The organism is Burkholderia sp. FERM BP-3421 (genome assembly GCF_028657905.1).
In the GTDB taxonomy this organism is placed as follows: domain Bacteria; phylum Pseudomonadota; class Gammaproteobacteria; order Burkholderiales; family Burkholderiaceae; genus Burkholderia.
The window spans coordinates 1238017-1264104 of sequence record NZ_CP117782.1; the positions used below are offsets into that span (position 1 = coordinate 1238017).

The window sequence follows — 26088 nt, forward strand, 5'->3', positions numbered from 1 at the left end:
AGCCGATGCAAGCGGGCGACGACAGCGCGCACCGCGTGCAGGCCGGCCCCCATCCCAGGAAACAAGGCGTCGCTCAAGCCTTCGTCCGCAGCACGACAATGCCCGGCGTATCCCTCACATAGTCGAGGAAGGGCGTATCCACGACGCTCATGTTCGCTTGCCTCGATGACGCATTCCGGAATACCGGCTCTGCGCTCGTCTGGATAAAGAAGCCAACGTGCGTCACATCGAGCCCTTCGGTCTTTGCGTAGATGCCGATGAAATCACCGCTCCGCAGCTGCCCGACGACATGCGCGTCGACGTATTCGCCCGGGATGTAGACGACCGTCCGGGCCCTGACCGGCAAGCCCGGTAGATAAGTACCGCCGTCGGCCTTGAGGTTCAGTTGCTTGTCCACCGAGACCGCGTGCGCGCTCAGCGTCGCCGTGATGTCATCGGCGAGCACCGGGATCCGGTCCGACCAGTCCGTGAAGAAATGACGCCGCGTGGCAAAGCCGACCTGGCCGTCCACGTAGCGGGTCGAGATCAGGCTGTCGGTGAAGCTCTGCGTCGCGCTCGTTCTCCGGATCGCCTCGACGTAGTCGAGATACGTGAAGCAGTCCAGCCCCCTGAAATCGATGACCAGCCGCTCCGGCGCATCGGGCGACCCGACCAGCATGCCACCTTGATAAGGCGTATCGAGAAACTCGCGTGACACGATATCGATGACGTCGGCGACGCTGGCGTGCCGGTTCAGCGCCCGTAATGTCAGCAAGGTCTGAAGCTTGGTCGAGGTGATCGCGTCGAGACCGGCCGGTGCGACTCGCGCGTGATCCACGTGGCCGGCCGGGCTGATCGGCGAGGCCGGTTCGTTGCCGCCGCAGGCCGCGAGCGTCAACATCAGGGCGCTCGAAAGAATCGTCTTGCTCAGCACAGCACATCATCCTGTTCAGTTGACACGGCGTGCTCCCGCCCCACCCATGCGGAATCGTCCGCTTCCAACGGGAGCACGAATGCTCGGGCGCCGAAAAGATCGACCGGTCCAACCTTTTCCATAGGAGGATCGGCCCTTCGGGCCGGTGCGATATCAGCCGTACGCGCGCACGGCTGACTGACGTGAAGCCGCTGCCGGACCTGTCGCGGCGGCGCAAGCGCGATCAAACTTCCTCGCTTGCTAAGTCCACCAAATCATTTTCCGGATGGATGCCCAAGCTGGCGTCATTGTAGTGTCGAATTATCCCGAGGTCTTATGTTTATGCCCTCTTGCCCGGATCAGGACGCGCGGCGCGCCCGACAACGGGCATTCAATAGGATTTCGGCAAGCCCAGTACTTTTTCCGCGATGAAACACAGGATCATCTGCGGACTGACGGGCGCAATCCTCGGGATCATGCACTCGCGCAAATAACGTTCGACGTGATACGCCTTCGCGTAGCCCATCCCGCCCAGGGTCGCGAGCGCGGTCTGGCACGCCTGGAACGCCGCCTCCGCCGCGAGGTACTTCGCCGCATTGGCCTCCGCGCCGCACGACGCCTGCGCGTCGTAGCAAGCCGCCGCCTTCATCACCATCAGCCACGCCGCCTCCAGCTGCATCCACGCGAGCGCGAGCGGATGCTGGATCGCCTGGTTCTGTCCGATCGGCCGGCCGAACACCACGCGTTCGCCTGCGTAGCGCGTCGCGTGCCGCAGCGCGACCTGTCCGAGCCCGACCGCCTCCGCCGCGATCAGGATCCGCTCCGGATTGAGTCCGTGCAGCAGATATCGGAAGCCCTCGCCCTCGACGCCGATCCGGTCCGCCGCCGGCACGCGCAGTTCGTCGATGAACAGCAGGTTCGAGTCCACCGCGCGACGGCCCATCTTCTCGATCTCGCGAACTTCCACGCGCGCGCGATCGAGCGTCGTATAGAACAGGCTCAGGCCCTCGGTCGGCTTCGCGACCTGTTCGAGCGGCGTCGTGCGCGCGATGATCAGCATCCGGTCCGCGACCTGGGCGGTCGAGATCCAGATCTTGCGGCCCGTGATCAGGTAATGGTCGCCCGCCCTCACCGCCCGGGTTTTCAGATGCGTGGTGTCGAGCCCGGCGTCGGGCTCGGTGACGGCGAAGCACGCCTTCTCCTTGCCCGCGATCAGCGGCGGCAGGAAGCGCCGCTTCTGTTCCTCGGTGCCGAACACCTGCACCGGATTCAACCCGAAGATGTTCATGTGCACCGCCGACGCGCCGGACAAGCCCGCGCCCGACGCGCTGATCGTGCGCATCATCAGCGCCGCCTCGGTCATGCCGAGCCCCGCGCCGCCGTATTCGGGCGCCATCGCGATGCCGAGCCAGCCGGCCTCCGCGAGCGCCGCATGAAACGCGTGCGGAAACCCGCCCTCGCGATCGCGTTCCAGCCAGTAGTCATCGTCGAAGCGCGCACATATCCGCGCGATCGCGGCCTCGATCGCGCGCTGGTCGTCATTCAGCGTGAAGTCCATCCGTGCCTCCCTGGAAACCGTCGTCACCGCGCAACCCGAGGGGCGCGGGCAGCGCCCCGAACACCTCCGGCTCGCGTTCGATGAGTGCGGGCGGCGGTCAGGGCGCCATTGGAATCGACATTAAAATTCCCATGCATGAATTTATATTTATATTCAGGACTTATGAAGTCAAGTACGCGGAGCCGGCGTCCGGGCCCGATGCCACACGCAGTTCGCGCCGCCCCGCGAATCGCCTTGAGTCCTCGAATACGTTCGCGCACAATGTCGGCGCTGCACCGCATGCGAACGGAACGGCGTCTTCCGCGCCGCGCGCAGTCCGCATCCCGGAACCTAAAAAAACCAAGAACACGCACCGATGCCTACCGAGACAAAACCCATCCTGAACGGCCCGCGCGTCACGCTGCGGCCGCTGACCCGCGACGACGCGCCCGCGATGTTCGCGTCGCTCGACGATCCCGAACTGCGTCGCCTGACCGGCACGCATGCCTCGCACAGCCTGGAAGACGTGACCGCGCATTGCGCGCGGCTCGAAGCCAGCCCCGACCGCTGGGACTACGGCATCGTCGTCGACGGCCGGCTGATCGGCGAAGTCGTGCTCAACGATTTCCAGGCGGCCAATCGCAGCACGTCGTTCCGGATCGGCATCTGGGATCCTGCGGCGCGCAATCAGGGATACGGCTATGAAGCGACGCGCCTGCTCGTCGAGTTCGCGTTCGAGGCGCTCGGCGTGAACCGGGTCGAGCTGGAGGTCTTTTCGTTCAATCCGCGCGCGCGGCGCGTCTATGAGAAAGCGGGCTTCCGCGTCGAGGGCGTGCGGCGCGAGGCGCTGATCTGGGAAGACCAGGTGGTCGATTCCGTGCTGATGGCGCAGTTGCGCCGCGATCGCGCGACGCACGAGGAAGCGGCGCAAGCCTGAATCCGGCCGACGGGTTCACTCCCCTGGGCAGACCCGGTGGTCGATTCCGTGCCGATGGCGCAGTTGCGCCGCGCCCGCGCGACACATGAGGCATCGGCGCAAGCCTGAATCCGACCGGCTCGCCCCCGCGCGACGCCCCTCACCGCCGCGCAAACGCTCAGCCCCGCACCAGATCCTCCGGCGCGCAGCACAGCGCGCCCCACGCCTGCGCGAGGCGTTCGCCGCGTCCGAGCCTGAGCGACGCGTCGTCGAAGTCGACCCACACGATCTGGTCGACCTGGGTCGGGCGGGCCGGGGTTTCCTGGCTGCGCCCGTCCGACAGCACCCACAGCCAGCGCTGCTGCGCGGGCTGCCGGCGCGCGGCCTGCGCGAGCACGCGCTGGGCCGCCGCCACGCCGCGCGCGAGCGGCGTGCCGCCGCCGCCGCCGACCGGCGCGAGCCAGCGCGCATTCCACCAGCGCGGCACGGCCGGCCCGAAGCGCTGCTCGGCCGACTCGCCGCCGAAGCAGACGAGCGCCACCGTCTCGCGCCGGCGCGCGGCGCGCTCGAACAGCGCGACGATCAGCCCTTTCGCGCGCGCCAGCCGTTCGCCTTCGAGCATCGACGCGGAACAGTCGAGCAGGAAACAATGCAGCACGCCGCCGCGCGCCGCGTAGGGCCGATAGCGCAGATGCGCGGCGCGCAGGCGCTCGCCGCGCCGCGCGGCCAGGGTGGCCGGCCATGCGATGCGCGCGCCGGGCCGCCCGTGCGAATCCGGCGTCACGCCCTTGCCTGCGCGCCATCGAAGACCGCTGCTCGACGCAGCGGCGGCATCCGTTCGATGGCTCAGCGTTTTTTTAGCGGCAGCGGCACCACGCCCTTCACCGTTGCGGTCGCAACCGGTTCGGGCGGCAGATAACCCCAATCGCCCTCGCCGCCCGCCGGTCCGGCCTCGGGCGGCTCTCGGTCCGGCTCGTCCTGCCCGTGCGCGTCGTTCGGCATCGCGGCCGGCTCGCGCGGCGGCGCGGACGGCGCGGGCGGCTCGCGCGGCGGCGCGGGCGGCACGCCGCGCCGATGCCGCAACACCTCGGCCGCGACCCGCTCGACATGCGCGACGTCGATCGCCGCCGCGCCTTCGAGCGCCGCGAGCGCGCGCGCCGCGCGCAGCATCACGAGGTCGCCGCGCAGGCCGTCGATCGCCGCCTCGATGCACAGCGCGCTGACGCGCGCATGCACCGCATCGCCGAATTCAAGCGCGGGCAACGCCTCGCGCGCCGCGCGCAGCCGCTCGGCCAGCGCCGCCTGCGCATCGCGCCGCCCCGCGCAAAACCCTTCCGGGTCCGCGTCGAACGCGAGCCGCGCCTTGACGATCGCCTGCCGCTGTCCGCGCTCAAAGCAATTGTCGAGTTCCACCATCAGGCCGAAGCGGTCAAGCAGTTGCGGACGCAACTCCCCTTCCTCGGGATTCATCGTGCCGACCAGCGCGAAGCGCGCCGCGTGGCGATGCGAGACGCCATCGCGCTCGACCGTGTTGACGCCGCTCGCGGCGACGTCGAGCAGCGTGTCGACGAGCGCGTCGGGCAGCAGGTTGATCTCGTCGACATACAGCACGCCCTGGTGCGCGCGCGCGATCAGCCCCGGCGCGAACCGCACCGCATGGTCGGCGAGCGCGCTCGCGAGATCGAGCGTGCCCGTCACCTGCTCCTCGCTCGCCGACAGCGGCAAGGTGACGAAGCGGCCCTCGGGCAGCAGTTCGGCGAGCGCGCGCGCGGCGGTCGACTTCGCGGTGCCGCGCGGCCCGCTGATCAGCACGCCGCCGAGCCCCGGGTCGACGGCGACGAGCAGCAGCGCCTGCTGCAGCGCCGCCTGGCCGACCAGCGCCGTGAACGGAAACACCGGGCGCGCGGCCTCGGCGTGAACGGGGTGCGTCATCGTCGGATTCCTTCCAGATGCTGTTCGGTCGCGAGCAGGTGCGCCTCCACGGTCTCGCGGTAGGCGCCCGGCTGCTGCCAGAGGCCGCGCTGCATCGCTTCGAGCAGCCGCTCGCAGATGCCGTGCAGGGCCTGCGGATTGTGTTCGCGCAGGAACGCGCGGGTGGCGGGATCGTTCAGGTAGGCGTCGGTGACGAGCGCGTACTGGTGATCGGCGATCACGCGCGCGGTCGCGTCATAGCCGTACAGGTAGTCGACGGTCGCCGCGATCTCGGCCGCGCCCTTGTAGCCGTGCCGCTTCACGCCGTCGATCCATTTCGGATTGACCACGCGCGAGCGGATCACCCGCGCGATCTCCTCGCGCAAGGTGCCGACCCGCGGCGCGGCCGGATTGCTGTGGTCGCCGTGATACAGCCCCGGCTGCCGTCCCGAGCGGTGCCGCACCGCGGCCGCCATGCCACCCTGGAACTGGTAGTAGTCGTTCGAGTCGAGCAGGTCGTGCTCGCGGTTGTCCTGGTTCTGCACCACCGCGTCGATGCTCGCGAGCCGCGCGCCGAACGCATCGTGCGCGGCCTCGCCCGCGCTGTTCTGCGCATAGGCGTAGCCGCCCCAGGCCTGGTACGCGTCGGCGAGATCCGCGTCGGTCTGCCAGCGCCGTTCGTCGATCAGCTGCTGCAGCCCCGCGCCGTAGCCGCCCGGGCGCGCGCCGAACACGCGCCAGCCCGCGCGCCGGCGCGCCTCGTCCGGCGCGATGCCGCGCGCGGCCAGCGCGGCCGCCTCGCGCGCGATCCGCGCGCGCACCGGATTCAGGTCCTCCGGCTCGTCGAGCGCCGCCACCGCCTGCACCGCCGCGTCGAACAGGTGCATCAGGTTCGCGAACGCATCGCGGAAGAAGCCGGACACGCGCAGGGTCACGTCGATGCGCGGCCGGTTGAAGATCTCGATCGGCAGGATCTCGAAATCGGTCACGCGATGGCTGCCGTGCGCCCACTTCGGCCGCACGCCGAGCAGCGCGAGCGCCTGCGCGACGTCGTCGCCGCCCGTGCGCATGGTGGCCGTGCCCCATACCGAGAGCCCGACCGCGCGCGGATAGTCGCCGTGCTCCTGCAGGTGCCGCTCGACCAGCTGCTGCGCGGACTTGAGGCCGATCGTCCAGGCCGCCCGGGTCGGCACCGCGCGGGTGTCGACCGAATAGAAGTTGCGGCCCGTGGGCAGCACGTCGGGCCGGCCGCGCGACGGCGAGCCGCTCGGCCCCGGCGGCACGAAGCGGCCGTCGAGCCCGCGCCGCAGTTGCGTCAGCTCTTCCGGGCCGCAAGCATCGAGGCGCGGCAGCAGCGTGCCCGCGAGCCGGTCGAACACGGCCTGCGCACGCGGCCAGCGCGCCGCGAACGCGGCGCTGCCCGGCGCGGGCTCGGCGGATGCGTCGCACTCGGCCTCGTCGTCGCCGCACAGCCGCGCGACCTGGCGCGCGGCCAGCCATTCGAGCCGCTCCCGCGTATCGCCCGCATGCCGCCACGGCGCGTCGCCGAACGCCAGCAGTTCGGCCGGCCGCGGGCCGGTCCACGCCGCGGCCCAGTCGGCCGCGAGCGGATCGAAGTCGCCGAGCGCGAGATCGCGCGCGAGCGCGCCGATCAGCCCCGCGTTCGCGCCCGCGCCGTCGCCGCTCGGAAAGCGCGCGAGCGCGAGCAGCGTGTCGCGCCGCTGCCGCCCGCGCGGCGACGCGCCGAAGGTATGCAGCCCGTCGCGGATCTGCGCTTCCTTCAGCTCGCACAGCCACGCATCGACGCGCGTGAGCAGCGCATCCTCGCCGCCCGGGTCGCGCGGCGCCTCGATGCTCAGTTCCTCGTGCAGGCGGTGTTCGACGATGGTCGCGAGGATCGTCTTGCGCAGCAGCTTCGCGCGGCGCGCGTCGACCATCAGCGCCTCGTAGTATTCGTCGACCTGCCGCTCCAGGTCCTGCAGCGGCCCGTAGTTCTCCGCGCGCGTGAGGGGCGGCATCAGGTGGTCGATGATCACCGCCTGCGCGCGCCGCTTGGCCTGGCTGCCCTCGCCCGGATCGTTGACGATGAACGGATACAGGTGCGGCAGCGGCCCCAGCGCGAGGTCCGGCCAGCAGGCGTCGCTGAGCGCGACGCTCTTGCCCGGCAGCCATTCGAGATTGCCGTGCTTGCCGAGGTGGATCACCGCGTCGACGCCGAACGCGTCGCGCAGCCAGAAGTAGAACGCGAGATACGCGTGCGGCGGCACGAGGTCCGCGTCGTGATAGCTCGCGTAGTCGTCGCCGTCGCGGGTGCGCGCAGGCTGGATGCCGACGAACACGTGTCCCGCGCGCCAGCCCGCGATCGTGAAGCGCTCCCGGCGCAGCGTCGGGTCGGCCTCGGGCGGCCCCCAGCGGGCGTTCAGCGCGTCGCGCACCGCCTGCGGCAGGCGCGCGAAGCGCGCGCGGTAGTCGTCGAGCGCATAGCTCTGGAACGCCGGGCGCAGCGCGCGCCGCGCCGGATCGTTGGTCACGCCGGCCGTGAGGCGCGCGATCAGCGCGTCGCCGTCGGCCGGCAGGTCCGCGACCCGATAGCCGGCCTCGCGCAGCATCGCGAGCACGCCGAGCGCCGAGGCCGGCGTGTCGAGCCCGACGCCGTTGCCGATCCGCCCTTCGCTCATCGGATAGTTGGCGAGGATCAGCGCGACCCGCTTGTCGGCGTTCGCGCGCGTGCGCAGCGCGCACCAGCGGCGGCTCAGCTCGGCGACGAACGCGATGCGCTCCGAGTCCGGCTGGTAGCGCACCACGTCGACTTCGGTGTGCGGACAACGATAGGCGAGCCCCTTGAAGCTGATCGCGCGCGTGATGATGCGCCCGTCCACCTCGGGCAGCGCCACGTGCATCGCGATGTCGCGTGCGTGCAGCCCTTGCGGATCGGCCTGCCAGGCGTCGCGATTGCCGCCCGACAGGATCACCTGCAGCACCGGCGCGTCGCCCGCGAGCGCGGGGGGCGCCGGATCGTCGAGCGCGCCCGCCGCGAACGCCGTGGTGTTCAGCACGAGCGCGACCCGATGCTCGGCGCACAGCGCGTCGAGCACCGCGCGGCTCAGCGTATCCTTCAGCGACGTCACCGCGATCGGCAAGGGATTGAGCCCTTCCCGTTCGAGCGCCTCGCACAGCGCGTCGAACACCGCCGTGTTGGCGGCCTGCCAGTGCGCGCGATAGAACAGGATCGCGACGACCGGCGCGCCGGGCCGCCAGCGCGCGCGCCAATCCTCGCTGGTCGGGTGCGGATGGTCCGGGTGGTACAGCGCGGCGGCCGGCAGCGGGCGCGGCGGCGGCGGCTCCGCGCCGTGGCCGAGCGCGTGGTGCGCGATGCTGCGCAGCAGCGCCTCGGCGTTCTGCGGGCCGCCCTCGCGCAGGTAGCGCCACCACTGCCGGCACAGCGCCGGATCGACGGTGCTTTTCGCGATCAGGTTCGGGTCTTCCTGCAGGTCGCCCGAGAACATCGCGAGCGACTGCCGCGCGCGCGCGGCGAGCGCGACCGCCTGCTCGATCCCGTACGGCCAGTAGCTCTCGCCGCCGAGGTGGTCGATCACGACGACGCGCGCGTGGCGCAGCACGTCGTCGAGGTAGAAATCGACCGACGCGGGCTGGCGCAGGAACGTCACGTTCGCGAGCCGCACGCTCGGAAAGCCCTCGCCCAGCCGCGGCACCGCGGCCGCGAGCAGCGACAGCGTCGTGTCGGCCGAGCTGAGGATCACGATGTCGGCCGGACGCTGGTCGATCCGGATCACGCCCTCGGTGTCGTCGACGAAGCCGCCCGGCGTGGTGCGCAGCAGATGCATCGGTGCGTTACGCCTGTTGCGGCTCGGCCGCGAGCGCCGCGTCCAGCGCCCGCTGCAGCTCGGCCTGGTCGAGATCCTCGCCGATCAGCACGAAGCGGCTCAGGTCCGCCTCGCCGTCCGCCCAGCGGCGGTCGAAGTAGCTGTCGAAGCGCCGGCCCACGCCCTGGATCACGAGCCGCATCGGCGCGCCGGGCAAGGCCGCGAAGCCCTTCGCGCGGTAGATCGCGTGGTGCTCGACCAGTTGGCGCAGCGCGTTGAGCGCGGCCTCGCGCGAGCCGACGCGCGCCTCGACCGTCACCGAGTCGAACGCGTCGTGATGATGATCGGCGTCGTCGGCCGAGCCGTGGTGATCGTGGCGCAGGTGGATGGTTTCCTCCGACGCGGCCTCGATGCCGAGCAGCGTCGCAAGATCCAGCTCGCCGCGCTGCGCGTGCACGATCTTGACCTGCGGCGGGATCTCGTCGCGGATCAGCGCCTCGACCGCGCCCAGGTGCGCGGGATCGAGCAAGTCGGTCTTGTTCAGGATCACGAGGTCGGCCGCCGACAGCTGGTCGGCGAACAGCTCGTGCAGCGGCGATTCGTGGTCGAGGTTCGGATCGGCGCGGCGCTGCGCGTCGACCGCGCCAGGATTCTCCGCGAACTGGCCGCTCGCCGCGGCCGGACCGTCGACCACGGTCAGCACCGCATCGACCGTGAAGCTGTTCTTGATCGACGGCCAGTTGAAGGCCTGCACGAGCGGCTTCGGCAGCGCGAGGCCCGAGGTTTCGATCAGCACGTGGTCGATCTCGTCGCGGCGCTCGACGAGCGCCTCCATCACCGGGTAGAACTCTTCCTGCACCGTGCAGCACAGGCAGCCGTTCGCCAGCTCGTACAGCGTGCCGGCCGTTTCGCCCGCCGCGTCCTCGCAGCCGATTCCGCAGCCCTTGAGGATCTCGCCGTCGATGCCCAGCTCGCCGAACTCGTTGACGATCACGGCGATGCGCCGGCCGCCCGCGTTCGACAGGATGTGACGCAGCAGCGTGGTCTTGCCGCTGCCGAGGAAGCCGGTGACGATGGTCACGGGAATTTTGCGCATCTGCATGATGGAGTCCGTCGAAGGTAGTCGAATGAGAAGGAAGCGGGATGGATCGCGCGGCCTCAGGAGGCGAGCGTCACGTCGATCCGGTCGTAGCCCTTGAAGCGGTAGATCAGCGCGGACACGAGCCAGCTCAGCAGGAACAGCGCGATCACGCCGTAGCCGAGGATGCCGAAGTGATCCGACAGCATGCCGATGAAATCCCAGAAGCCGCCCTTGAGCGCGAGCTTGTCGGCGATCAGCGCGAGCGCCTCGATGCCGCCGATCAGCACGGCCACCAGCACCGAGACGAAGGTGATCGTCATGTTGTAGTAGAGCTTGCGGATCGGCCGCACGAACGCCCAGCGATACGCGCCCATCATCAGGATGCCGTCGGTGGTGTCGACGAGCGTCATGCCGGCCGTGAACAGCACGGGCAGCGCCATCACCGACCAGAACGACATGCCGCCCTGCGCCTGGGTCGCGGAGATGCCGAACAGCGCGATCTCGGTCGCGGTGTCGAAGCCGAGCCCGAACAGGAAGCCGACCGGATACAGGTGCCAGCTGCGCGACACCACGCGGAACACCGGCCGGAACAGCCGCGCGAGCACGCCGCGCCGGTTCAGCAGCAGGTCGAGGTCGGCCTCGACGAGCGGCTCGCCGCGCCGCACCGCGCGGAACGTGCGATGCACCGACACCAGGATCAGCAGGTTCGCGAACGCGAGCAGCAGCAGGAAGAACGCCGACACGCTCGTGCCGATCACGCCGCCCCATTCCTTCATGCCGTCGAAGCGCGTCGCGAGCGACGCGGCGGTCAGCGCCACCGCGACCGACAGCAGGATCACCACGGTCGAGTGGCCGAGCGAGAAGAACAGCCCCGCGCCGAGCGGGCTCTTGCGCTCCTGCATCAGCTTGCGCGTGACGTTGTCGATCGCCGCGATGTGATCGGCGTCGACCGCGTGGCGCAGCCCGAACGTATAGGCGAGCAAGGCGGTGCCGAGCAGCACCGGCTGGCCGTGGAACGCGGCGAACGCCCACAGCCACGCGCCGATGTTGAACGCGATCAGCAGCGCATAGATGCCGACGATCTTGGCGCGCAACTCGGCCGGGCTGTCGTTGAAGAGACGGAAAAAAGCCTTGAGCATGGTGCTTCCCTGTGCGAACGGTCGACCCTGGAGCGCGCCGGCACGCCGCCGTCGTGTCACGCCGGGCATCGCGCGGGCGATGGCGGCGGGAACGATCGAGGCCGCCTGACGGCGCTCGGCATGACGCGGCCGTGGACAATGCGCCGCCTCCCCGCGGCGCTGAACCCGATGTCTCGGCCGGTATCCGGGCTGGCGAACACGCCGCTTCGCCTTCCCGGGCGCACGCGTCCAGTGGCGGATCCGCGCGCCGGGCGGCGCGCGTCGAAGCGGGCGGTGCATCGCTCGCGCGATGCGTTCGCTTACCGTTGCGGGGGCAGCACAGGTTGGCGGCGGCCGCGATGCGGCGACGCGCCCTGTTTCCCGTTTAACTGCGCGCGAAGATCCCGCGCGCGAGCACCAAAACGCCTGCGAGTGTAGGTGGGGGGGCCCGGCGCGTCAAGGCGCGGCGGGCGCATCCGGCGTGTGCGGCGGGCCGCCCCGGGATGGGGCATCGCATGACGGGCCGTCCCATAACGGGCCGTCCCAGCCGTCGAGGTACTTGGGCAGCGCGTCGTCGAGGTCGAGCACGCGTACGCGATAGAACAGATGCATGGTGGGCCGCAGCGCGGCGGGCAGCGCGCCGTCGTGCGCGCGCATGAACAACGCGTTCGGCACCACTCGCATCCCGAGCCGGTTGGTGCCGTAGAGCACATCGCCGCAGCGGCGGCAGAAATGGCGCGCCATGCGCTTGGTCGGATGCGCGTGGCGGCCGAGCGCGTCGCCGTCCGCATCGACCGCCATGCACGCGGCGTCCCACGCGGTCGCGGCCCAGACCACCACGCCGTAGAACAGGCGACAGGTCTCGCAATGGCACAGTGCGGCCGCGGCCGGTTCGCCCTCGAAGCGCAGGCGCACCGCGCCGCAGGCACAACCGATCTGTCGGGTGAAGCTCATCGAATCTCCCTGTTCGTCATTGTCATCGTCATTGGCTGCGTCGCGCCGCGCTCCCGGGGCCGGATCGGACGCGCGCCTATGCTATCGTATGCGCGCGTCTGGTGCCCGCGTGCGATGTCCTTCGCGCGCAGTTAAACGGGAAACAGGAGGCGGCTCGCGCCGCCCGGCCTGTGCTGTCCCCGCAACGGTCAACCGCCCGCGCGCGCCCGTGTCGGCGTGCGCAGGCGCCGCTCCATGCCACTGTCCGACCTCGGGCGGGAAGGCGGCGGCGCCCCGGCGGCCAGCCCGGATACCGGCCAGCGCACGGGGCGAGCGCCGCTCGCCGAACGCCCGGCCCGCGAGGGAACGGTCCCGGGCGCTGAATTCCGCCGGCCGCGCGCCGGCGTTTCGCTTCGATCGACTGATGACTCACCTGCTTTCGCGCCGCCCCGCTTTCTCGTCCGGGCCGCGCCGCGCATGACGACGCGGCTCGCGGTCGGCATCGGCTGCCGCGCCGGCGTGACGGCCGACGCGATCGACGCGGCGATCCACGCCGCGCTCGCCTGCGCGCCCGGCGCGACGGCCGCGCAGATCGCGGTCGTCGCCACCGTCGAGGACAAGGCGCGCGAACCCGGCCTGCTCGCCTGCTGCGCGCGCCGCGGCTGGCCGCTCGCCGGCTTCCCGCGCGCCGCGCTCGCCGCGCGGCTGGCCGCCGCGTCCGCGCACGATTTCAGTGCGCCGTCGGCCGCCGCGCGCGCGCGGCTCGGCGTCGACGGCGTGTGCGAACCGTGCGCGCGGCTCGCCGCGCACGGCGCGGCGCTGCGCGTGCGCAAGCTGCGTCACGCCGGCGTGACGGTCGCGCTCGCCGGCCCGTTCTGACTTTTCCTTCCTCACAGGACCCGTTCCGATGAAAACCGATCCCGAATCGCATCAGCGCATGACCGAACGCCGCCGCGCCGGCCACGAGAAAAAACAGGCCGCCGCGACCGTCGAGAAGGGCCTGCTGATCGTCCACACCGGCAACGGCAAGGGCAAGAGCACGGCCGCGTTCGGCATGGCCGTGCGGGTGCTCGGCCACGACATGCGCCTCGGCGTCGTGCAGTTCATCAAGGGCGCGCTGCACACCTCGGAGCGCGACTTCCTCGGCGCGCACGCGCAATGCGATTTCGTGACGATGGGCGACGGCTATACCTGGAACACCCAGGACCGCGACGCCGATGTCGCGACCGCGCGCAAGGGCTGGGACGAGGCGTGCCGGATGATCGCCAGCGGCGCATACCAGATGGTGATCCTCGACGAGCTGAACACCGTGCTCAAGTACGAGTATCTGCCGCTCGACGAGGTGCTCGCGACGCTCGCGGGCCGCGCGAGCGAGCTGCACGTCGTCGTCACCGGCCGCCACGCGCCCGATGCGCTGATCGAGGCCGCCGACCTCGTGACCGAGATGCGGCTCGTCAAGCACCCGTATCGCGAACAGCACGTGAAGGCGCAGCGCGGCGTGGAATTCTGACGCGATGGCCGCCTGTCCCGCGCTGCTCGTCAGCGCCCCCGCGTCCGGCCAGGGCAAGACCTCGGTCACGGCGGGGCTCGCGCGCCTGCATCGGCGGCTCGGCCGCCGGGTCCGGGTATTCAAGGCCGGCCCGGACTTCCTCGATCCGATGCTGCTCGCGCGCGCAAGCGGCGCGCCCGTCTACACGCTCGACCTCGGCATGGTCGGCGCGCACGCGTGCCGCGCGCTGCTCGCGCGGGCCGCGCGCGACGCGGACCTGATCCTGATCGAAGGCGTGATGGGGCTCTACGACGGCACGCCGAGCAGCGCGGACCTGGCGCGCGCCTGCGACGTGCCGGTGGCCGCCGTGATCTCCGGCAAATCGATGGCGCAGACCTTCGGCGCGGTCGCGCTCGGGCTCGCGCGCTTCCAGCCGGGCCTCGCGTTTCACGGCGTGCTGGCGAACCACGTGGGTTCGGCGCGTCATGCGCAGTTGCTGCGCGACGCCCTGCCCGCCGACCTGCGCTGGCTCGGCCACCTCGCGGCCGATGCGGCGCTCGCGCTGCCCGCGCGCCATCTCGGGCTGCACCAGCCCGACGACATCGCCGATCTCGACGCGCGCCTCGACCGCGCGGCCGACGCGCTGGCCGGGACCGCGCTCGCGGCGCTGCCGCCCGCGATCGACTTCGATGCGCCCGACGATGCGCCGGCGCTCGACCCGATGCTCGCGGGCCGGTGCATCGCGATCGCCCGCGACGCCGCGTTTTCGTTCGTCTACCCGGCCAATCTCGACCTGCTCGAAGCGCTGGGCGCGCGGCTCGCTTTCTTCTCGCCGCTTGCCGACGAGACGCTGCCCGACGCATGCGACGCGCTGTACCTGCCGGGCGGCTATCCGGAACTGCATGCGGCTCGGCTCGCCGGCAACGCGCGCAGCACGGCCTCGATCCGCGCGCACGTCGCGGCCGGGCGGCCGGTGGTGGCGGAATGCGGCGGCCTGCTCTATCTGTGCGACACGCTGACCGGTGTGGACGGCGCGACCACGCCGATGCTCGGCCTGCTGCCGGGCCACGCCACGATGCAGCGGCGCTTCGCGGCGCTCGGCATGCAAACGCTCGACACGCGCTGGGGCGCGCTCGCCGGGCATGCGTTCCATTACTCGCGCTTCGCCACGCCGCTCGCGCCGGCTGGCGTCGCGCACCGGCCCGGCGGGACGGACGACGCGACGCCCGCGCCCGGCGAGCCGCGCTACCACCACGGCCCGATCCACGCGAGCTACATGCATGCGTATTGGCCGTCGAATCCGCGCTGCGCGGCGGCGCTGTTCCGCGGCGAGATGCTCTAGGCCAACGCCGAACGCAGCAGCGTCAGCGCCTCGGGCCTCCTGCCCGCCCGTCGGCCCACGAACATCGCGAACCCTGCCGCATCCATGCGCACCACTCGTGAATCCGTGCTGCGCAGCCCCGCTGTTTCACGACGAGGCGCTCCAGGCCGACGCCGAACGCCGAACGCCGCGCGCAGCGGCGTCAGCGCCTCAAGCCTCCTGCCCGACCGGCTGCCCCGCGAGCATCGCGAGCCCTTCGTGCAGCGCCGGGAACAGGCTGCGGTTGAAATTGTTCCAGCGCAGTTCGAGGATCGTGTCGTTGCGATCGATCTCGGTGTTCAGCACGTCGTGGATCACCTCGCCCGAATCGATGCCGTTGTCGACGTAATGGAACGACGCGCCCGTCAGGTACAGCGGCTCGACCGGCACGGTCGCCATCGTCTTCCAGTCGACCACCTTCTGGCCGCGCGCGCCGTACAGCGCATCGAGCGTCGCATACGCGCCGCGCCGCTCGTACGGCGATTCCGCGCGCGTCACGCCCGGATGGATGTTGACGACCTTGCGGCAATACGGCGCGCCCGGCCGCACCAGTTCGTCGAGGATCACGAGCAGCCCGTCGAGCACGACGAGGTCCGCGTGCAGGCCGTCGAGCGCATCGCGCAAGCGGCGCTCGAACACCTGCTTGCCGGCCGGCCGCAGCGGCGAATCGAGCGGCTCGCGCCGGTACTCCGACGGAATCGCCTGCAGCAGGTCATTGACCGGCGTGCCCTGCACGCGCAGCGCCGGCGGATAGAACCAGCGCTTGCCGCTCTCGTAGGCGAAGCCGTATTCGCGCAGCTTCTCGCGATCGAGCGGCGAGCCCGCGTCGTCGTCGTAGATCACGCGTTCGAGCGAGTACAGGTCGCCCAGCTCGGTCTCGTTGAGCGCCTCGACCAGCGATTCGAGCACGGACTTCATGTAGCGCGTGCCACCCTTGTACTCGACCTGCTGCCCCGCCCGGTCGGCGGCCGCGTTGCGCAGGGACCAGATGTATACGAGTTTCTTCTTCGTCATGGCCGTCATCAGTTTCCAGTGATGCGGCGCGCGATCGGCGCGCCGTCGTTGCGGATCCGGAGCGTCGCTCCGGGGCCGGCGCCGCGCGCGGCCCGGCGGATCGGCCGGGCCGCGTGCGCGGCGAACCGCGCGGCCGGCCCGGCGCGCGTGACGCCGGGCCGGCCGCCGCTTACCAGTTGTAGCGCGCCGAGGCGATCACGGTGCGCTCGTTGCCGTAGAAGCACACGTTCGCGGACTGGCACCCGCTCACGAACTTCCGGTTGGCGAGGTTGGTCGCGTTGACCGCGAAGCGCCAATTGCGCAGCTCGTAGTGCACGGCGGCGTCGAACAGCGTGTAGCTGCCGACCGTCAGCGAGTTGTCCGCCGCGCCCGCGACCGCGCTCTGATAGCGCACGCCCGCGCCGAACCCGAACCCGGCGAGCGGGCCGGTGCGCCACGTGTAGTCGCCCCACAGCGACGCCATCTGGCGCGGCCGCGGAATGTCGACCGGCCAGTTGTTGAGCGTGACGTCGGTGGCCTTGATGTTCTTCACGTCCTGGTACACATAGGCCGCGATCACCGACAGCTCGCGCGTGATGTTGCCGACCGCGCTCAACTCGATGCCGCGCGACCGCACTTCGCCCGCCTGCACCGAGTAGGTGTTGGTCGGATCGTTCGGGTCCGGCACCACGACGTTGGTCTGGTTGATCTGGTAGATCGCCGCGTTCAGCATCAGGTTCTTGCCCGGCGGCTGCCAGCGCAGGCCGGCCTCGATCTGGCGGCCCTTGGTCGGCGCCGCGATGCCGCCGCCCGTGATCTTGGTGCCGACCGCCGACGGATTGAACGAGCTCGAGTAGCTGAGGTACGGCGAGAGCCCGTAGTCGCCCTCGTAGGTCACGCCGACCCGCCCGGTGAACGCGTGCGCGCTCTGCGACTGCTGCAGGCTGTTCGCGATGTCGTTCTGGGTGGTGTTGACCCAGTCCTGGCGGCCGCCGAGCGTCAGGGTCCAGCGCTGCCACTTGATCTGGTCCTGCGCGTACACGCCGAACGCATTCATCGTCGTCTTGATGTCGGTGCGCGGATACGCGTTCGGGCCGGCGAAGATCGCGGTGGTGACCGGCAGGTACACCGGGTTGTACATGTTCAGGCTCGGCGCGAGCGCGAGCCATTCGCTGTCGGTGGTCGACTGGCGGTTGTACTCGAAGCCGAACAGCAGCGTGTGCGCGAGCGGGCCGGTGCGGAATTTCGCCTGCGCCTGGTTGTCGATGTCGAAGCGGCTGTAGTTCATCTGGAACAGGCCCGCATAGCGCGTCATCGTCTGCTGGGTCGGATCCGAGGCGTCGAGGCCGCCGCCGTACACCGACGCATTGTCGAGCGACAGGTGCATGAGCCGGGTGTTCTGGCGGAAGGTCCACACCGGGTTCAGGCGGTGCTCGAACTGATAGCCGACCGACCACTGCTTCTTGCGGTAGTACGAATAGTTCGGATCGCCGACGTACAGGTTCTCCGAGATCGGGCCGTTCGGGTTCGGCAGCACCGTGCCCTGCGCGGGCAGGAAGTTGTTCGACGCGTCGCTCCAGTCCTGCAGGTAGGTCGCGGACACCGTCAGCGAGGTGTCGGCGTTCGGCTGCCAGCGCACCGACGGCGCGACCGAGAAGCGCTTGTCGCCGTGCGGGCCGGTCAGCGCGTTGCCGTCGCGGCCGACCGCGACGAAGCGGTACGACAGCGTGCCGTCCTTGTCGATCTTGTCGCCCACGTCGAGCGACAGCTGCTTGCGCGCGTAGTTGCCAAGCTGCATGCCGACCTCGCGGATCCGCTCGCCGTTCGCGAGCTTGGTCTGCACGTCGATGATCGCGCCCGGATCACCCTGCCCGTACAGCACCGAGGTCGGGCCGCGCAGCACGGTGATGCTGTCGATCATGTAGGGGTCGATGCGCCAGCTCGCGAGATTCAGCGTGTTGGGCACTTGCAGGCCGTCGGCGTACACGGTCGGCGTGAAGCCGCGCAGCACCGAATACCAGTCCGAGCGGTTCTCCGAGCCGTAGGTCGAGAAGCCCGGCACGTAGCGCAGGGCCTGGTTGATGTCGGTCGCGCCGGTCGCCTCGATCTGCTGCGCCGTGACGACGTTGATCGTCTGCGGGATCTCGGTGATCGGCGTGTCGGTCTTGGTGCCGCTCGTGCTGCGTCGCGCGACGAGGCCGACCGTGGCCGCCTGCTCGCCCGACGCGGTGACGGAGATAGCGGGCAGCGTGCTGCCTGGCTTGGCGTCCGTGGTTGAAGTCTTGCTTGACCGCTGTTGTGCATCGCTCGCTGGCTGCGCCGCTTGCGCGTGCGCTTGGCTGGCTGCCGCTGCGTAAAATGCCACGCTCACCGCGGCTGCGATCGCACGCCGACGCGTGCCTGTTGCCCACTCCATCATTGCTCCATTTGCTTTGGCGGCCGGGAGGCCGCGCCTTTGTCAAAGAGCGATGGCCACCCGGCCGTCGCTCGCCCCGTTTTCTTGTGTCGCGGACCGGTTGCGGTCCGTCGTGTCTGGTCCGTTGTCGTTCTGTGCGCCCGCCTCGCCCTGTTCGAGCGAGGTGACGATCTCGTCGGCGCGCATGGCGAGCACCGACAGCAGCGTGTCCGACAGCCCGTGGCTGTCCTCGCAGCAGCCTTGCAGATAGATGCGCGGCTTGAAGTGCCCGGGCGTCGCGAGCTGGTAGTCGCGCGTCACGTCGCCGTTCGCGAGCGCGTCGCCGAGGTGCGGCGCGAGCCCGTCGAGCAGCGCGAGATGGGTGTCGCGGCGATAGCCCGTGGCGAGCACCAGCGCGTCGAAGCGCTCGGCGCGGCCCTGGCCCGTGAGGCGATCGCGCAGCGTCAGCTCGATCTGGCCCGTCGCGGTGCGCGCCGCGGCCTCGATCGCGGTGTTCGCGAGCAGCCGGTGGCGCGGCGTGTCGGCCACGTTCTGCAGATACAGCATTTCGTAGATCTGCTCGATCAGCGGCCGGTCGACCACCGCGTAGTTGGTGTCGCGGTAGCGTTCGAGCAGCGCGCGGCGGCTCTCCTTCGGCTGCGAATAAACCACGTCGGTGTAGGCCGGACTGAAGATCTCGTTGACGAACGGGCTGTCGTCGGCCGGCTTGAGCGCGCCCGAGCGGATCACGAGGCTCGCGTCGACCTGCGGGAAACGGCGCGTGAGGTCGACGAACACCTCGGCCGCGCTCTGGCCCGCGCCGATCACCGCGACCCGCTTGCGCGCGGCCGCGCCCGGCGCGCCCACCGCGTGCTCGATCTGGTTCAGGTACTGCGACGAATGCACGACGTTGTGCGGGCCGAGCGCGGCGAACGCTTCCGGCACCTGCGCGGCGCCGCCGATGCCCACCGACAGCGCGCGCGTCACGCGCTGCCATTCGCGGCCCTCGGCGTCATGCGAGCTGACGCGCAGCGCGTCGATCTCGCCCGCGCGGCCGGCGGCCGCGACCGGCTCGATCGCCGTCACGGTCTCGCCATAGTGGACCTGCTCGTCGAACGCGTCGGCGACCCAGCTCAAGTAGTCGTGGAATTCGACGCGGGTCGGATAGAAGTTCTTCAGGTTCACGAAGTCGGCGAGCCGGCCGCGTTCGAACAGGTAGTTGATGAAGGTGAAGCGGCTCTTCGGATCGCGCAGCGTCGCCAGATCCTTCAGGAACGAGATCTGCATCCGGCAATCGTCGAGCAGCATCCCGCGGTGCCAGCCGAACGCCGCTTGCCGCTCGATGAAGCAGTGCGTGGGCCGCGCGCCGCGCGCCTGCTCCGCGAGCCGTACGGCGAGCGCCAGGTTCGACGGCCCGAAGCCGACGCCGATCAGGTCGAATACGGTATCTCTCTGCATGTCTCAGGTCCTATGACGGTATGGCCGCACGTCAGACGTGGCGGCCTGAAAAAAACGTGTCGCGTTCCGCGCGCATCGGCACATACCGGCCGGACGACGCCTGCGACGAGGTGAATTGGTAGCGTGCGAGGTAATCGATCATCCGGCTGTGATCGGCCCGGGGCGCGCAGTACACGGCTCCGGTGCGGGTATCGTCGAGAAACAGGTAGTGCACGAGCGACGGCAGCCACGCCGCGACATGGGCCGCGCCGCGCCAGCGCGATTCGCCGACCAGCGCGCGCCAGCCGCGGTCGTGGTCGCGCGCGTCGGCGAACGAGACGCCGCCCGGCGGGGTGCCGCCCAGCGGGGTGCCGCCCAGCGGAATGCCACCCAGCGGAATACCACCCAGCGGAATACCACCCAGCGGGGTGCGGCCCAACGGCGCCACGCTCGACGGTTCGCCGCCCGGCGCCCCGGCGCGGTAGGTCTCGACATAGCCGAACGGCTCGTCGTCGAACGCCGCGATCAGCGGCGCGACGCGCGGATCCGCAAGCTGGCGCGCCAGGTAAGCGCACGCCGATTCGCGCGCGAGCCGGCCGTCCCATTGGGCGGCGATGCGCGGCGTGTCGAGCCAGCGCGCGACGCGCGCGCCGTCCGCGACGAGGCTCGCGCCGCGCAGCGTGAGCCGGCGGCCCAGCGCGGGCACGTCGCGCGCATAAAGGATGCCGTCCGACGGCGCGGCGCGGCGGCGCGTGCGCGCCCGGCCCGCCTGCGCGGGCAGCGCCGCGCGCGGCACGCGCCACAGCTCGGCCTGCTGCGCCCAGCGCTCGCGCAGGCAGCGGTCGCCGTCCAGCACGCCGTCGGCGCGCAGCGCGTCGGTCGTCTCGCGCGGCCATGCGGCCGGATCGATGCGCAGCGCGGTCAGCCTCGGGTTGCCCGCGAAGCCCGCGGCGAGCGCCGCCAGCAACGCGCGCCGCTGGTCCGGCGCGTCCGCGCGCGCATTGCACGCGACGAGCCGCAGCAGCGCCTCGTCGGTCAGTTGCACACGCAACAGCTGCGCGGCCAGGCCGTCGCCGCGCCCGACCGTGATCTGGTCGCCCTGGCGGGTCGCCGTCAGGTCGCCCGGGAAGGTCAGGGTGAAGGCGTCGGCCAGCGGCGCGCGGGTCTTAGTCAGCATCGCGCGCCTCCGTCACGGCGGCCTGCGCCGCGACGCGCGCGCCGAGCGCCGCGAACGCGGGCGCGGCGAACACGTCGGCCAGGCTCAGCACGAGCCCCGCCGCGCGCGCGGCGTCGACGAAGCGCACCACGTCGAACGAGCTGGCCCCCGCCTCGAACAAATCGTCGTGCGGCGCGGGCGCGTGGCCGTCGAAGACCGTGCGCCACACCTGCTCGAACGCGCCCGCGAGCTGCGCGGCCTGCGCCGCGTGCGTCGGCGCGGCGTTCGCCGCCGCGCCCGCGCGCGACGCGAGCGCGAAGCCGGGCTCGGCCTCGCCGAGCGGCGTGCGCGGCGCGTCGACCATGCGCCCGACCTCGATCAGGTAGGCGTCGAGCAGGGTCTGCACGAACCCGCCGTCGACGCGCTCGCGCGCATACGAGAACGCCCCCGTCACGCGGCCGTCCGGATGCTCGACCACGTCGAGTTCCAGCTCGAACACGACGCGGTGCCGCACGTCGTTGAAATCCTCCAGCGCGAGCCCGGCCCAGTCGCCGTGCGCCGCGCCGCTCGGGCGCAGGTAGTTGAACATCACCTGGAACAGCGGATTGCCGTGCGCGTCGCGCGGCGCGCCGAGCGCGGCGACCACCTCGGCGAACGGCGCGTCGGCGTGCGCATAGGCGGCGAGCGCCGCGTCGCGGACCGTCGTGAGCAGGCTCGCGGGCGTGTCGGCCGGCGCGAGCCGGGTGCGCACGACCACGGCATTGATGAACAGGCCCAGCGCGCGCTGCGCGGCGTCGCCCGACAGCTCGCGGGTCGAGGCCAGCACGCCGACCGGCTGGTCGGTCTCGCCCGTCACGCGGTAGAACGCCGCGTTGAATGCCGCATGCAGCAGCATCGGCAAGGTGGCGTGCGCATCGAGCGCGCGCGACCGGGCCCGCTGCGCGAGCGCGTCGTCCAGCGCGAACGCGAGCCGCCCGGCTTCCCAGCGCGGCACGGCGGCGCGCCCCGTCGCCGGGGCCGGCAGCACGCGCGCCGGCGTTTCCGCGAGCGCTTCGCGCCAGAACGCGAGGCGCGCCGCACCGCCCGCGACCGGCAGCACCGGCAGGTCGGACGGGATCTCGTCCGGCAGGACGGCGCCCGCGCGCAGCGCGACATAGGTCGCACGCAGTTCGTCGAGCCACACGTCGATCGACTGGCCGTCCGACACGATGTGATGGATCGCCAGCGACAGCACGTGGTCGTCGTCGCCGAGGCGCAGCAGCCGCGCGCGCCACAGCGGCGCGGCGATGTCCGGCGCAGCGGCGCCCGACGCAGCGGCGCCCGACGCATCAGTGGCGCAAGATCCAGCGGCGTCGGCGCGCAGGTCGAACGGCGTCAGCGCGTCGTCGTCGGTCAGCGCGAGCGCCGCCTGCCGCGGATCGGGCGCGGGCGCGAGATCGACGACCGGCAGCGACGCCTCGACGTGCGCCTCGATGCGCTGGCCCGGCAGGCGGCCGGGCCGCTCCACGAGCCGCGCGCGCAGCGCCGGATGCCGCGCGACGGTCCGCGCGAAGGCCGCGCGCAGCGCCGCGACGTCGAGCGCCCCGCGCAGCCGCAGCGCGACCGGAATCAGATAGGCCGCGCTGTCGGGCTGCGCGCGCCACAGGTACCACAGGCCCAGCTGCGCGGCGGACAGCGGCCATACGCCGTCGGCGTCCGCCGCGAGCGCCGCGGCGCCCGGCGCCCCGCTCGTCTCGACGGTCGCGGCGCTCGCCACGCGCTGCGCGTACTGCGCGAGCAGCGGCGTCTCGAACAGCGCGCGCACCGGCACGTCGCGCCCGAGCCGGTCCGCGACGCGGGTGGCGACGCGCACGGCCGCGAGCGAATGCCCGCCGATCTCGAAGAAATGATCGCCGCGGCCGACCCGCGCGACCTCGAGCACCTCGCGCCAGATCTGCGCGAGCGCGCTTTCGAGCCCGGCCGCCGGCGCTTCATAGGCGCGCTCGACGCGCTGCGGTTCCGGCAGCGCGGCGCGGTCGACCTTGCTGTTCGCGTTACGCGGCAGCGCGTCCAGCACGACGATGTGCGCAGGCACCATGTAATCGGGCAGCGTGCGGCGCAGGTGGGCATCGAGCGTCGCGGCGTCGGCGCGCTGCGCGCTGACGCGCGCCTGCTCGCTCAACTCGACATAGGCGACGAGCGCCGCCTGTACGCCCTTGCCGCGCACCACCGCGACCGCCTCGCGCACGTCGTCGTGCGCGGCGAGCTGCGCCTCGATCTCGCCCAGCTCGATGCGCAGGCCGCGCAGCTTCACCTGGTGGTCGACGCGGCCGATGAAATCGAACACGCCGTCCGCGCGCCGCTTGACCAGGTCGCCCGTGCGATACAGCCGCGCGCCCGGCGCGCCGTACGGGTCGGGCACGAAGCGCTCGGCCGTGAGCCCGGGGCGGTCCAGGTAGCCGCGCGCGACGCCGATCCCCTCGCCGCCGAGATACAGCTCGCCGATCACGCCGACGGGCAGCGGATTGAGCCGCGCATCGAGCACGTGTGCGCTGCGTGCGCCGACCAGCGTGCCGATCGGCAGATAGGCCGCGTCCGCGAGCTTCGCGGGGTCGTCGCCGGGCGCGAACATCCACAGCATCGGCGTGATCACGGTCTCGGTCGGCCCATAGCCGTTGACGACCCGCACCTCGGGCAGCGCGCGGCGCAGCAGCGCGAACGCCTCGCGCGAGGTCGCCTCGCCGCCCACCGTCAGCGAACGCAGCGGCGGCGGCGCGCCGTGGTCGAGCGCCCACTCGGCGAGCTGGGTCGCGCAGCCGGGCGGCACGTAGGTCATCGTCACGCCGTACTGGCGGATCAGGCGGAAGGTCTGCGCGGGCGGCCACAGCGTGTCCGCCGTCACCGCGACGGCCGCGCCGCTCATGTACTGCGAGAACCAGCCCTCGTGCGCGCCGTCGAAGTTGACCGACTGGAACAGCATGAACACGTCGCGCTCGGTCACGCCGTAGCGTTCGGCAATCGCCGCGCAGTGCGCGGCGAACGCGCCGTGGTCGACCACCACGCCCTTCGGCTTGCCGGTCGAGCCCGAGGTGTAGATCACATAGGCCGCCTGATGCGGCGAGACCTCGGGCAGCGCCGCCTCGGGCGCATCGGTCCGTTCCGCGTCGACGAGCCACAGCTGCATCGCGTCGTTCACCGGCAGCGCGGCGACGCTCGCGCGCTCGGTGATCACGTGCGTGATGCGCGCATCGTCGAGCATCTGCGCGAGCCGTTCGCGCGGATGCGCGGGATCGAGCGGCACGAACGCGCCGCCCGACTTGAGCACCGCGATCAGCGCGACCGGCAGTTCCACCGAACGCGTCAGCGCCACGCCCACCCGCATCTCGGGGCATACGCCCGCCGCGACCAGCCGGCGCGCCAGTCGCGCGGCGCGCGCATCGACTTCGCCGCGCGTCAGCGTGCGCGCGCTGTCGGCCACGCCGAGCGCGTCGGGCCGCGCGCGCGCATGCGCCGCGATCCGCTCGTGCACCGCGCTGAACGGTTCGAGCGCCTGCGCGGCGACGTTCCAGTCGCGCAGCTGGCGGCGCTCGTCGTCGGGCAGCCACTGCAGGTCGCCGAGCGCGCGCGCGGGGCCGGCCAGCGCGTCCTCGAGCAGCACCACATAGCGGCGCGCGAGCCGTTCGATCGCCGCCGCGTCGAACAGGTCGGTGGCATAGACGAAGCGCGCGCCGAGCGTGCCGTCGTCCTGTTCGTCGATGCTCAAGGTCAGGTCGAACTTCGCGAACGGCGCACCCGACGGCAATTCGGTCATCGTCACGTCGGCCAGCGCGGGCATCGCGCGGCGCGCGCCGTACGCGGCCATCACCTGGAACAGCGGATGATGGCTCGCGCTGCGCGCGACGCCGAGCGCCTCCACGACCTGCTCGAACGGCACGTCCTGGTGCGCCTGCGCATCGATCAGCGCGCGCTGGGTGGCGTCGACGAGCGTGTCGAAGCGCTGCGCCAGGGGCGTTTGCAACGCGATCGTCAGCGTGTTCACGAAGAAGCCGATCAGCCCCGCCGTCTCGCCGCGCTCGCGGTTCGCCGACGGCACGCCGAGCTGCAGCTGCGCATCGCCCGACGCACGCGCGAGCAAGGCGCCGAACGCCGCGAGCAGCACCGAGAACGGCGTCGCGCGGCGCGCCAGCGCGAACGCGCGGACCCGCTCGGCGAGCGGCGCGGCCAGCACGAACGGATGGCGCGCGCCGCGCGCGCTGCGCTGCGCGGGACGCGGCGCGGCGCCCGGCAGCATCAGCACGTCGCGGCCCGCGTCGAGCGCGCCGCGCCAGTAGTCGAGCTGGCGCTCGCGCTCGCCCGCGTCGAGCCAGCGGCGCTGCCACAGCGCGTAGTCCGCGTACTGGATCGGCAGCGGCGCGAGCGAGACCACCTCGTTCTTCGCATAGGAACGGTAGAACGAGGCCAGCTCCGCCAGCATCACGTCGGCCGACCAGCCGTCCGACACGATGTGGTGCACGGTGAGCGCGAGCCAGTGCGTGCGCGCATCGAGCCGGATCAGGTGGGCGCGCAGCAGCGGCCCGTGCGCGAGATCGAACGGCCGCGCCTCGTCCGCCTGCGCCAGATCGGCCGCGCGCGCCTCGCGCCCGGCGGCCGGCAGCGCGTCGAGTTCGCTGCTGCGCCATGGGCAGCGCGCGGGCGCGTGCACGGTCTGCTGCACGCCGTCCGCGCCTTCCTCGAAGGTGGTGCGCAGCGCCTCGTGACGCGCGATCAGCGCGTCGCACGACAGCCGCAGCGCATTCGCGTCGAGCGCGCCGTCGAGCCGCAGCCGCTCGGTGATGTGGTACGCCGCCGGCTCGTCGATCATGCGCGCATGCAGCCACAGCCGGGTCTGCGCGAACGACGCCGGCACGCTCGCCGCGCGTTCCGCGCGCGGCGGGATCGGCAGCAGGCGGAAATCGATGCCCGCCGCGTCGAGCTTCTGCAGGAACACCTGGCGCTGGGCCGGCGGCAGTTGCGCGAAACGCGCGGCGAGCGACAGCAGATCCGGTTTGGCAGTGGTCATCCTCGGTC

At 71.5% G+C, this 26088-nt stretch carries 17 protein-coding genes and 2 riboswitches; of the genes, 4 read left to right on the plus strand and 13 right to left on the minus strand.

The genetic code is table 11. From position 1 onward, the window contains the following. Positions 1 to 73: 73 nt before the first annotated feature. Positions 74 to 913 carry a DUF1460 domain-containing protein gene (locus Bsp3421_RS21535; protein WP_274003253.1) on the minus strand — a complete coding sequence of 280 codons (840 nt, stop codon included), beginning with the start codon at positions 911 to 913 and terminating at the stop codon, positions 74 to 76. 370 nt (positions 914 to 1283) lie between these two features. Continuing rightward, complete coding sequence (locus tag Bsp3421_RS21540) at positions 1284 to 2450, minus strand: acyl-CoA dehydrogenase family protein (protein ID WP_274003255.1); 1167 nt, start codon at positions 2448 to 2450, stop codon at positions 1284 to 1286. A gap of 355 nt (positions 2451 to 2805) precedes the next feature. Between Bsp3421_RS21540 and Bsp3421_RS21545 the strand changes: the two genes are divergently transcribed. After that, the gene (locus Bsp3421_RS21545) at positions 2806 to 3366 is read left to right on the plus strand and encodes a GNAT family N-acetyltransferase (protein WP_274003257.1); all 561 of its coding nucleotides are present in this window, start codon (positions 2806 to 2808) and stop codon (positions 3364 to 3366) included. Between the two features lie 157 nt (positions 3367 to 3523). On the opposite strand, the gene Bsp3421_RS21550 is transcribed toward Bsp3421_RS21545, so the two are convergent. The 6 genes from Bsp3421_RS21550 to Bsp3421_RS21575 all read right to left on the minus strand — a co-directional run bounded on the left by Bsp3421_RS21550 (position 3524) and on the right by Bsp3421_RS21575 (position 12233). Then, positions 3524 to 4129 (minus strand): vWA domain-containing protein, encoded by a 606-nt coding sequence (locus Bsp3421_RS21550; RefSeq protein WP_274003259.1) that lies wholly within the window; start codon positions 4127 to 4129, stop codon positions 3524 to 3526. A gap of 62 nt (positions 4130 to 4191) precedes the next feature. Next, positions 4192 to 5277: an ATP-binding protein gene (locus tag Bsp3421_RS21555; protein WP_274003261.1), complete on the minus strand. Its 1086-nt coding sequence runs from the start codon at positions 5275 to 5277 to the stop codon at positions 4192 to 4194. Then, positions 5274 to 9101, minus strand: a complete 3828-nt coding sequence (gene cobN, locus Bsp3421_RS21560) for a cobaltochelatase subunit CobN (protein WP_274003263.1) — start codon at positions 9099 to 9101, stop codon at positions 5274 to 5276. Before cobN ends, Bsp3421_RS21555 begins: the two co-directional genes overlap by 4 nt. Positions 9102 to 9108: 7 nt before the next feature. Continuing rightward, positions 9109 to 10182: a cobalamin biosynthesis protein CobW gene (cobW, locus tag Bsp3421_RS21565; protein WP_274003265.1), complete on the minus strand. Its 1074-nt coding sequence runs from the start codon at positions 10180 to 10182 to the stop codon at positions 9109 to 9111. A 56-nt stretch (positions 10183 to 10238) separates the two neighbouring features. Beyond that, complete coding sequence (locus Bsp3421_RS21570; protein WP_274003266.1) at positions 10239 to 11300, minus strand: HoxN/HupN/NixA family nickel/cobalt transporter; 1062 nt, start codon at positions 11298 to 11300, stop codon at positions 10239 to 10241. Positions 11301 to 11458: 158 nt separating this feature from the next. Next, a riboswitch (cobalamin riboswitch) is annotated at positions 11459 to 11716 on the minus strand. Positions 11717 to 11735: 19 nt separating this feature from the next. Further along, positions 11736 to 12233, minus strand: a complete 498-nt coding sequence (locus Bsp3421_RS21575; RefSeq protein ID WP_274003267.1) for a GFA family protein — start codon at positions 12231 to 12233, stop codon at positions 11736 to 11738. An 81-nt stretch (positions 12234 to 12314) separates the two neighbouring features. After that, positions 12315 to 12548: riboswitch (cobalamin riboswitch) on the plus strand. A gap of 141 nt (positions 12549 to 12689) precedes the next feature. Here Bsp3421_RS21575 and Bsp3421_RS21580 point away from each other — a divergent pair. From Bsp3421_RS21580 to Bsp3421_RS21590, 3 genes are read left to right on the plus strand one after another with little or no spacing between them, the layout of a single operon-like run. Further along, positions 12690 to 13091, plus strand: a complete 402-nt coding sequence (locus tag Bsp3421_RS21580; protein ID WP_274003268.1) for a cobalamin biosynthesis protein — start codon at positions 12690 to 12692, stop codon at positions 13089 to 13091. 28 nt (positions 13092 to 13119) lie between these two features. Then, positions 13120 to 13722, plus strand: a complete 603-nt coding sequence (gene cobO, locus Bsp3421_RS21585) for a cob(I)yrinic acid a,c-diamide adenosyltransferase (RefSeq protein ID WP_274003269.1) — start codon at positions 13120 to 13122, stop codon at positions 13720 to 13722. 4 nt (positions 13723 to 13726) lie between these two features. After that, entirely contained in the window at positions 13727 to 15043 is a 1317-nt protein-coding gene (locus tag Bsp3421_RS21590) for a cobyrinate a,c-diamide synthase (protein ID WP_274003271.1), read from the plus strand. A 189-nt stretch (positions 15044 to 15232) separates the two neighbouring features. Here Bsp3421_RS21590 and Bsp3421_RS21595 read toward each other — a convergent pair whose 3' ends face one another. The 5 genes from Bsp3421_RS21595 to Bsp3421_RS21615 form a co-directional block, all read right to left on the minus strand. Beyond that, positions 15233 to 16075: a N(5)-hydroxyornithine transformylase PvdF gene (locus Bsp3421_RS21595; RefSeq protein WP_274003273.1), complete on the minus strand. Its 843-nt coding sequence runs from the start codon at positions 16073 to 16075 to the stop codon at positions 15233 to 15235. 169 nt (positions 16076 to 16244) lie between these two features. Next, the gene (locus Bsp3421_RS21600; RefSeq protein WP_274003275.1) at positions 16245 to 18470 is read right to left on the minus strand and encodes a TonB-dependent siderophore receptor; all 2226 of its coding nucleotides are present in this window, start codon (positions 18468 to 18470) and stop codon (positions 16245 to 16247) included. Between the two features lie 42 nt (positions 18471 to 18512). Next, positions 18513 to 19907, minus strand: a complete 1395-nt coding sequence (locus Bsp3421_RS21605; RefSeq protein ID WP_274003278.1) for a lysine N(6)-hydroxylase/L-ornithine N(5)-oxygenase family protein — start codon at positions 19905 to 19907, stop codon at positions 18513 to 18515. Positions 19908 to 19938: 31 nt separating this feature from the next. Next, on the minus strand, positions 19939 to 21063 hold the full coding sequence (locus Bsp3421_RS21610; RefSeq protein WP_274003280.1) for a GNAT family N-acetyltransferase: 1125 nt from the start codon (positions 21061 to 21063) through the stop codon (positions 19939 to 19941). Next, complete coding sequence (locus Bsp3421_RS21615; protein ID WP_274003282.1) at positions 21053 to 26080, minus strand: non-ribosomal peptide synthetase; 5028 nt, start codon at positions 26078 to 26080, stop codon at positions 21053 to 21055. The genes Bsp3421_RS21610 and Bsp3421_RS21615 overlap by 11 nt, the downstream gene beginning before the upstream one ends. Between the last annotated feature and the right edge of the window lie 8 nt (positions 26081 to 26088).

Coding starts and splice junctions, on each gene's coding strand:
- Bsp3421_RS21540 (WP_274003255.1), bottom strand. CDS start 2,450: ATGGACTTCACGCTGAATGACGACCAGCGCGCGATCGAGGCCGCGATC.
- Bsp3421_RS21545 (WP_274003257.1), top strand. CDS start 2,806: ATGCCTACCGAGACAAAACCCATCCTGAACGGCCCGCGCGTCACGCTG.
- Bsp3421_RS21555 (WP_274003261.1), bottom strand. CDS start 5,277: ATGACGCACCCCGTTCACGCCGAGGCCGCGCGCCCGGTGTTTCCGTTC.
- cobN (WP_274003263.1), bottom strand. CDS start 9,101: ATGCATCTGCTGCGCACCACGCCGGGCGGCTTCGTCGACGACACCGAG.
- cobW (WP_274003265.1), bottom strand. CDS start 10,182: ATGCAGATGCGCAAAATTCCCGTGACCATCGTCACCGGCTTCCTCGGC.
- Bsp3421_RS21570 (WP_274003266.1), bottom strand. CDS start 11,300: ATGCTCAAGGCTTTTTTCCGTCTCTTCAACGACAGCCCGGCCGAGTTG.
- Bsp3421_RS21575 (WP_274003267.1), bottom strand. CDS start 12,233: ATGAGCTTCACCCGACAGATCGGTTGTGCCTGCGGCGCGGTGCGCCTG.
- Bsp3421_RS21580 (WP_274003268.1), top strand. CDS start 12,690: ATGACGACGCGGCTCGCGGTCGGCATCGGCTGCCGCGCCGGCGTGACG.
- cobO (WP_274003269.1), top strand. CDS start 13,120: ATGAAAACCGATCCCGAATCGCATCAGCGCATGACCGAACGCCGCCGC.
- Bsp3421_RS21590 (WP_274003271.1), top strand. CDS start 13,727: ATGGCCGCCTGTCCCGCGCTGCTCGTCAGCGCCCCCGCGTCCGGCCAG.
- Bsp3421_RS21595 (WP_274003273.1), bottom strand. CDS start 16,075: ATGACGAAGAAGAAACTCGTATACATCTGGTCCCTGCGCAACGCGGCC.
- Bsp3421_RS21600 (WP_274003275.1), bottom strand. CDS start 18,470: ATGGAGTGGGCAACAGGCACGCGTCGGCGTGCGATCGCAGCCGCGGTG.
- Bsp3421_RS21605 (WP_274003278.1), bottom strand. CDS start 19,907: ATGCAGAGAGATACCGTATTCGACCTGATCGGCGTCGGCTTCGGGCCG.
- Bsp3421_RS21610 (WP_274003280.1), bottom strand. CDS start 21,063: ATGCTGACTAAGACCCGCGCGCCGCTGGCCGACGCCTTCACCCTGACC.
- Bsp3421_RS21615 (WP_274003282.1), bottom strand. CDS start 26,080: ATGACCACTGCCAAACCGGATCTGCTGTCGCTCGCCGCGCGTTTCGCG.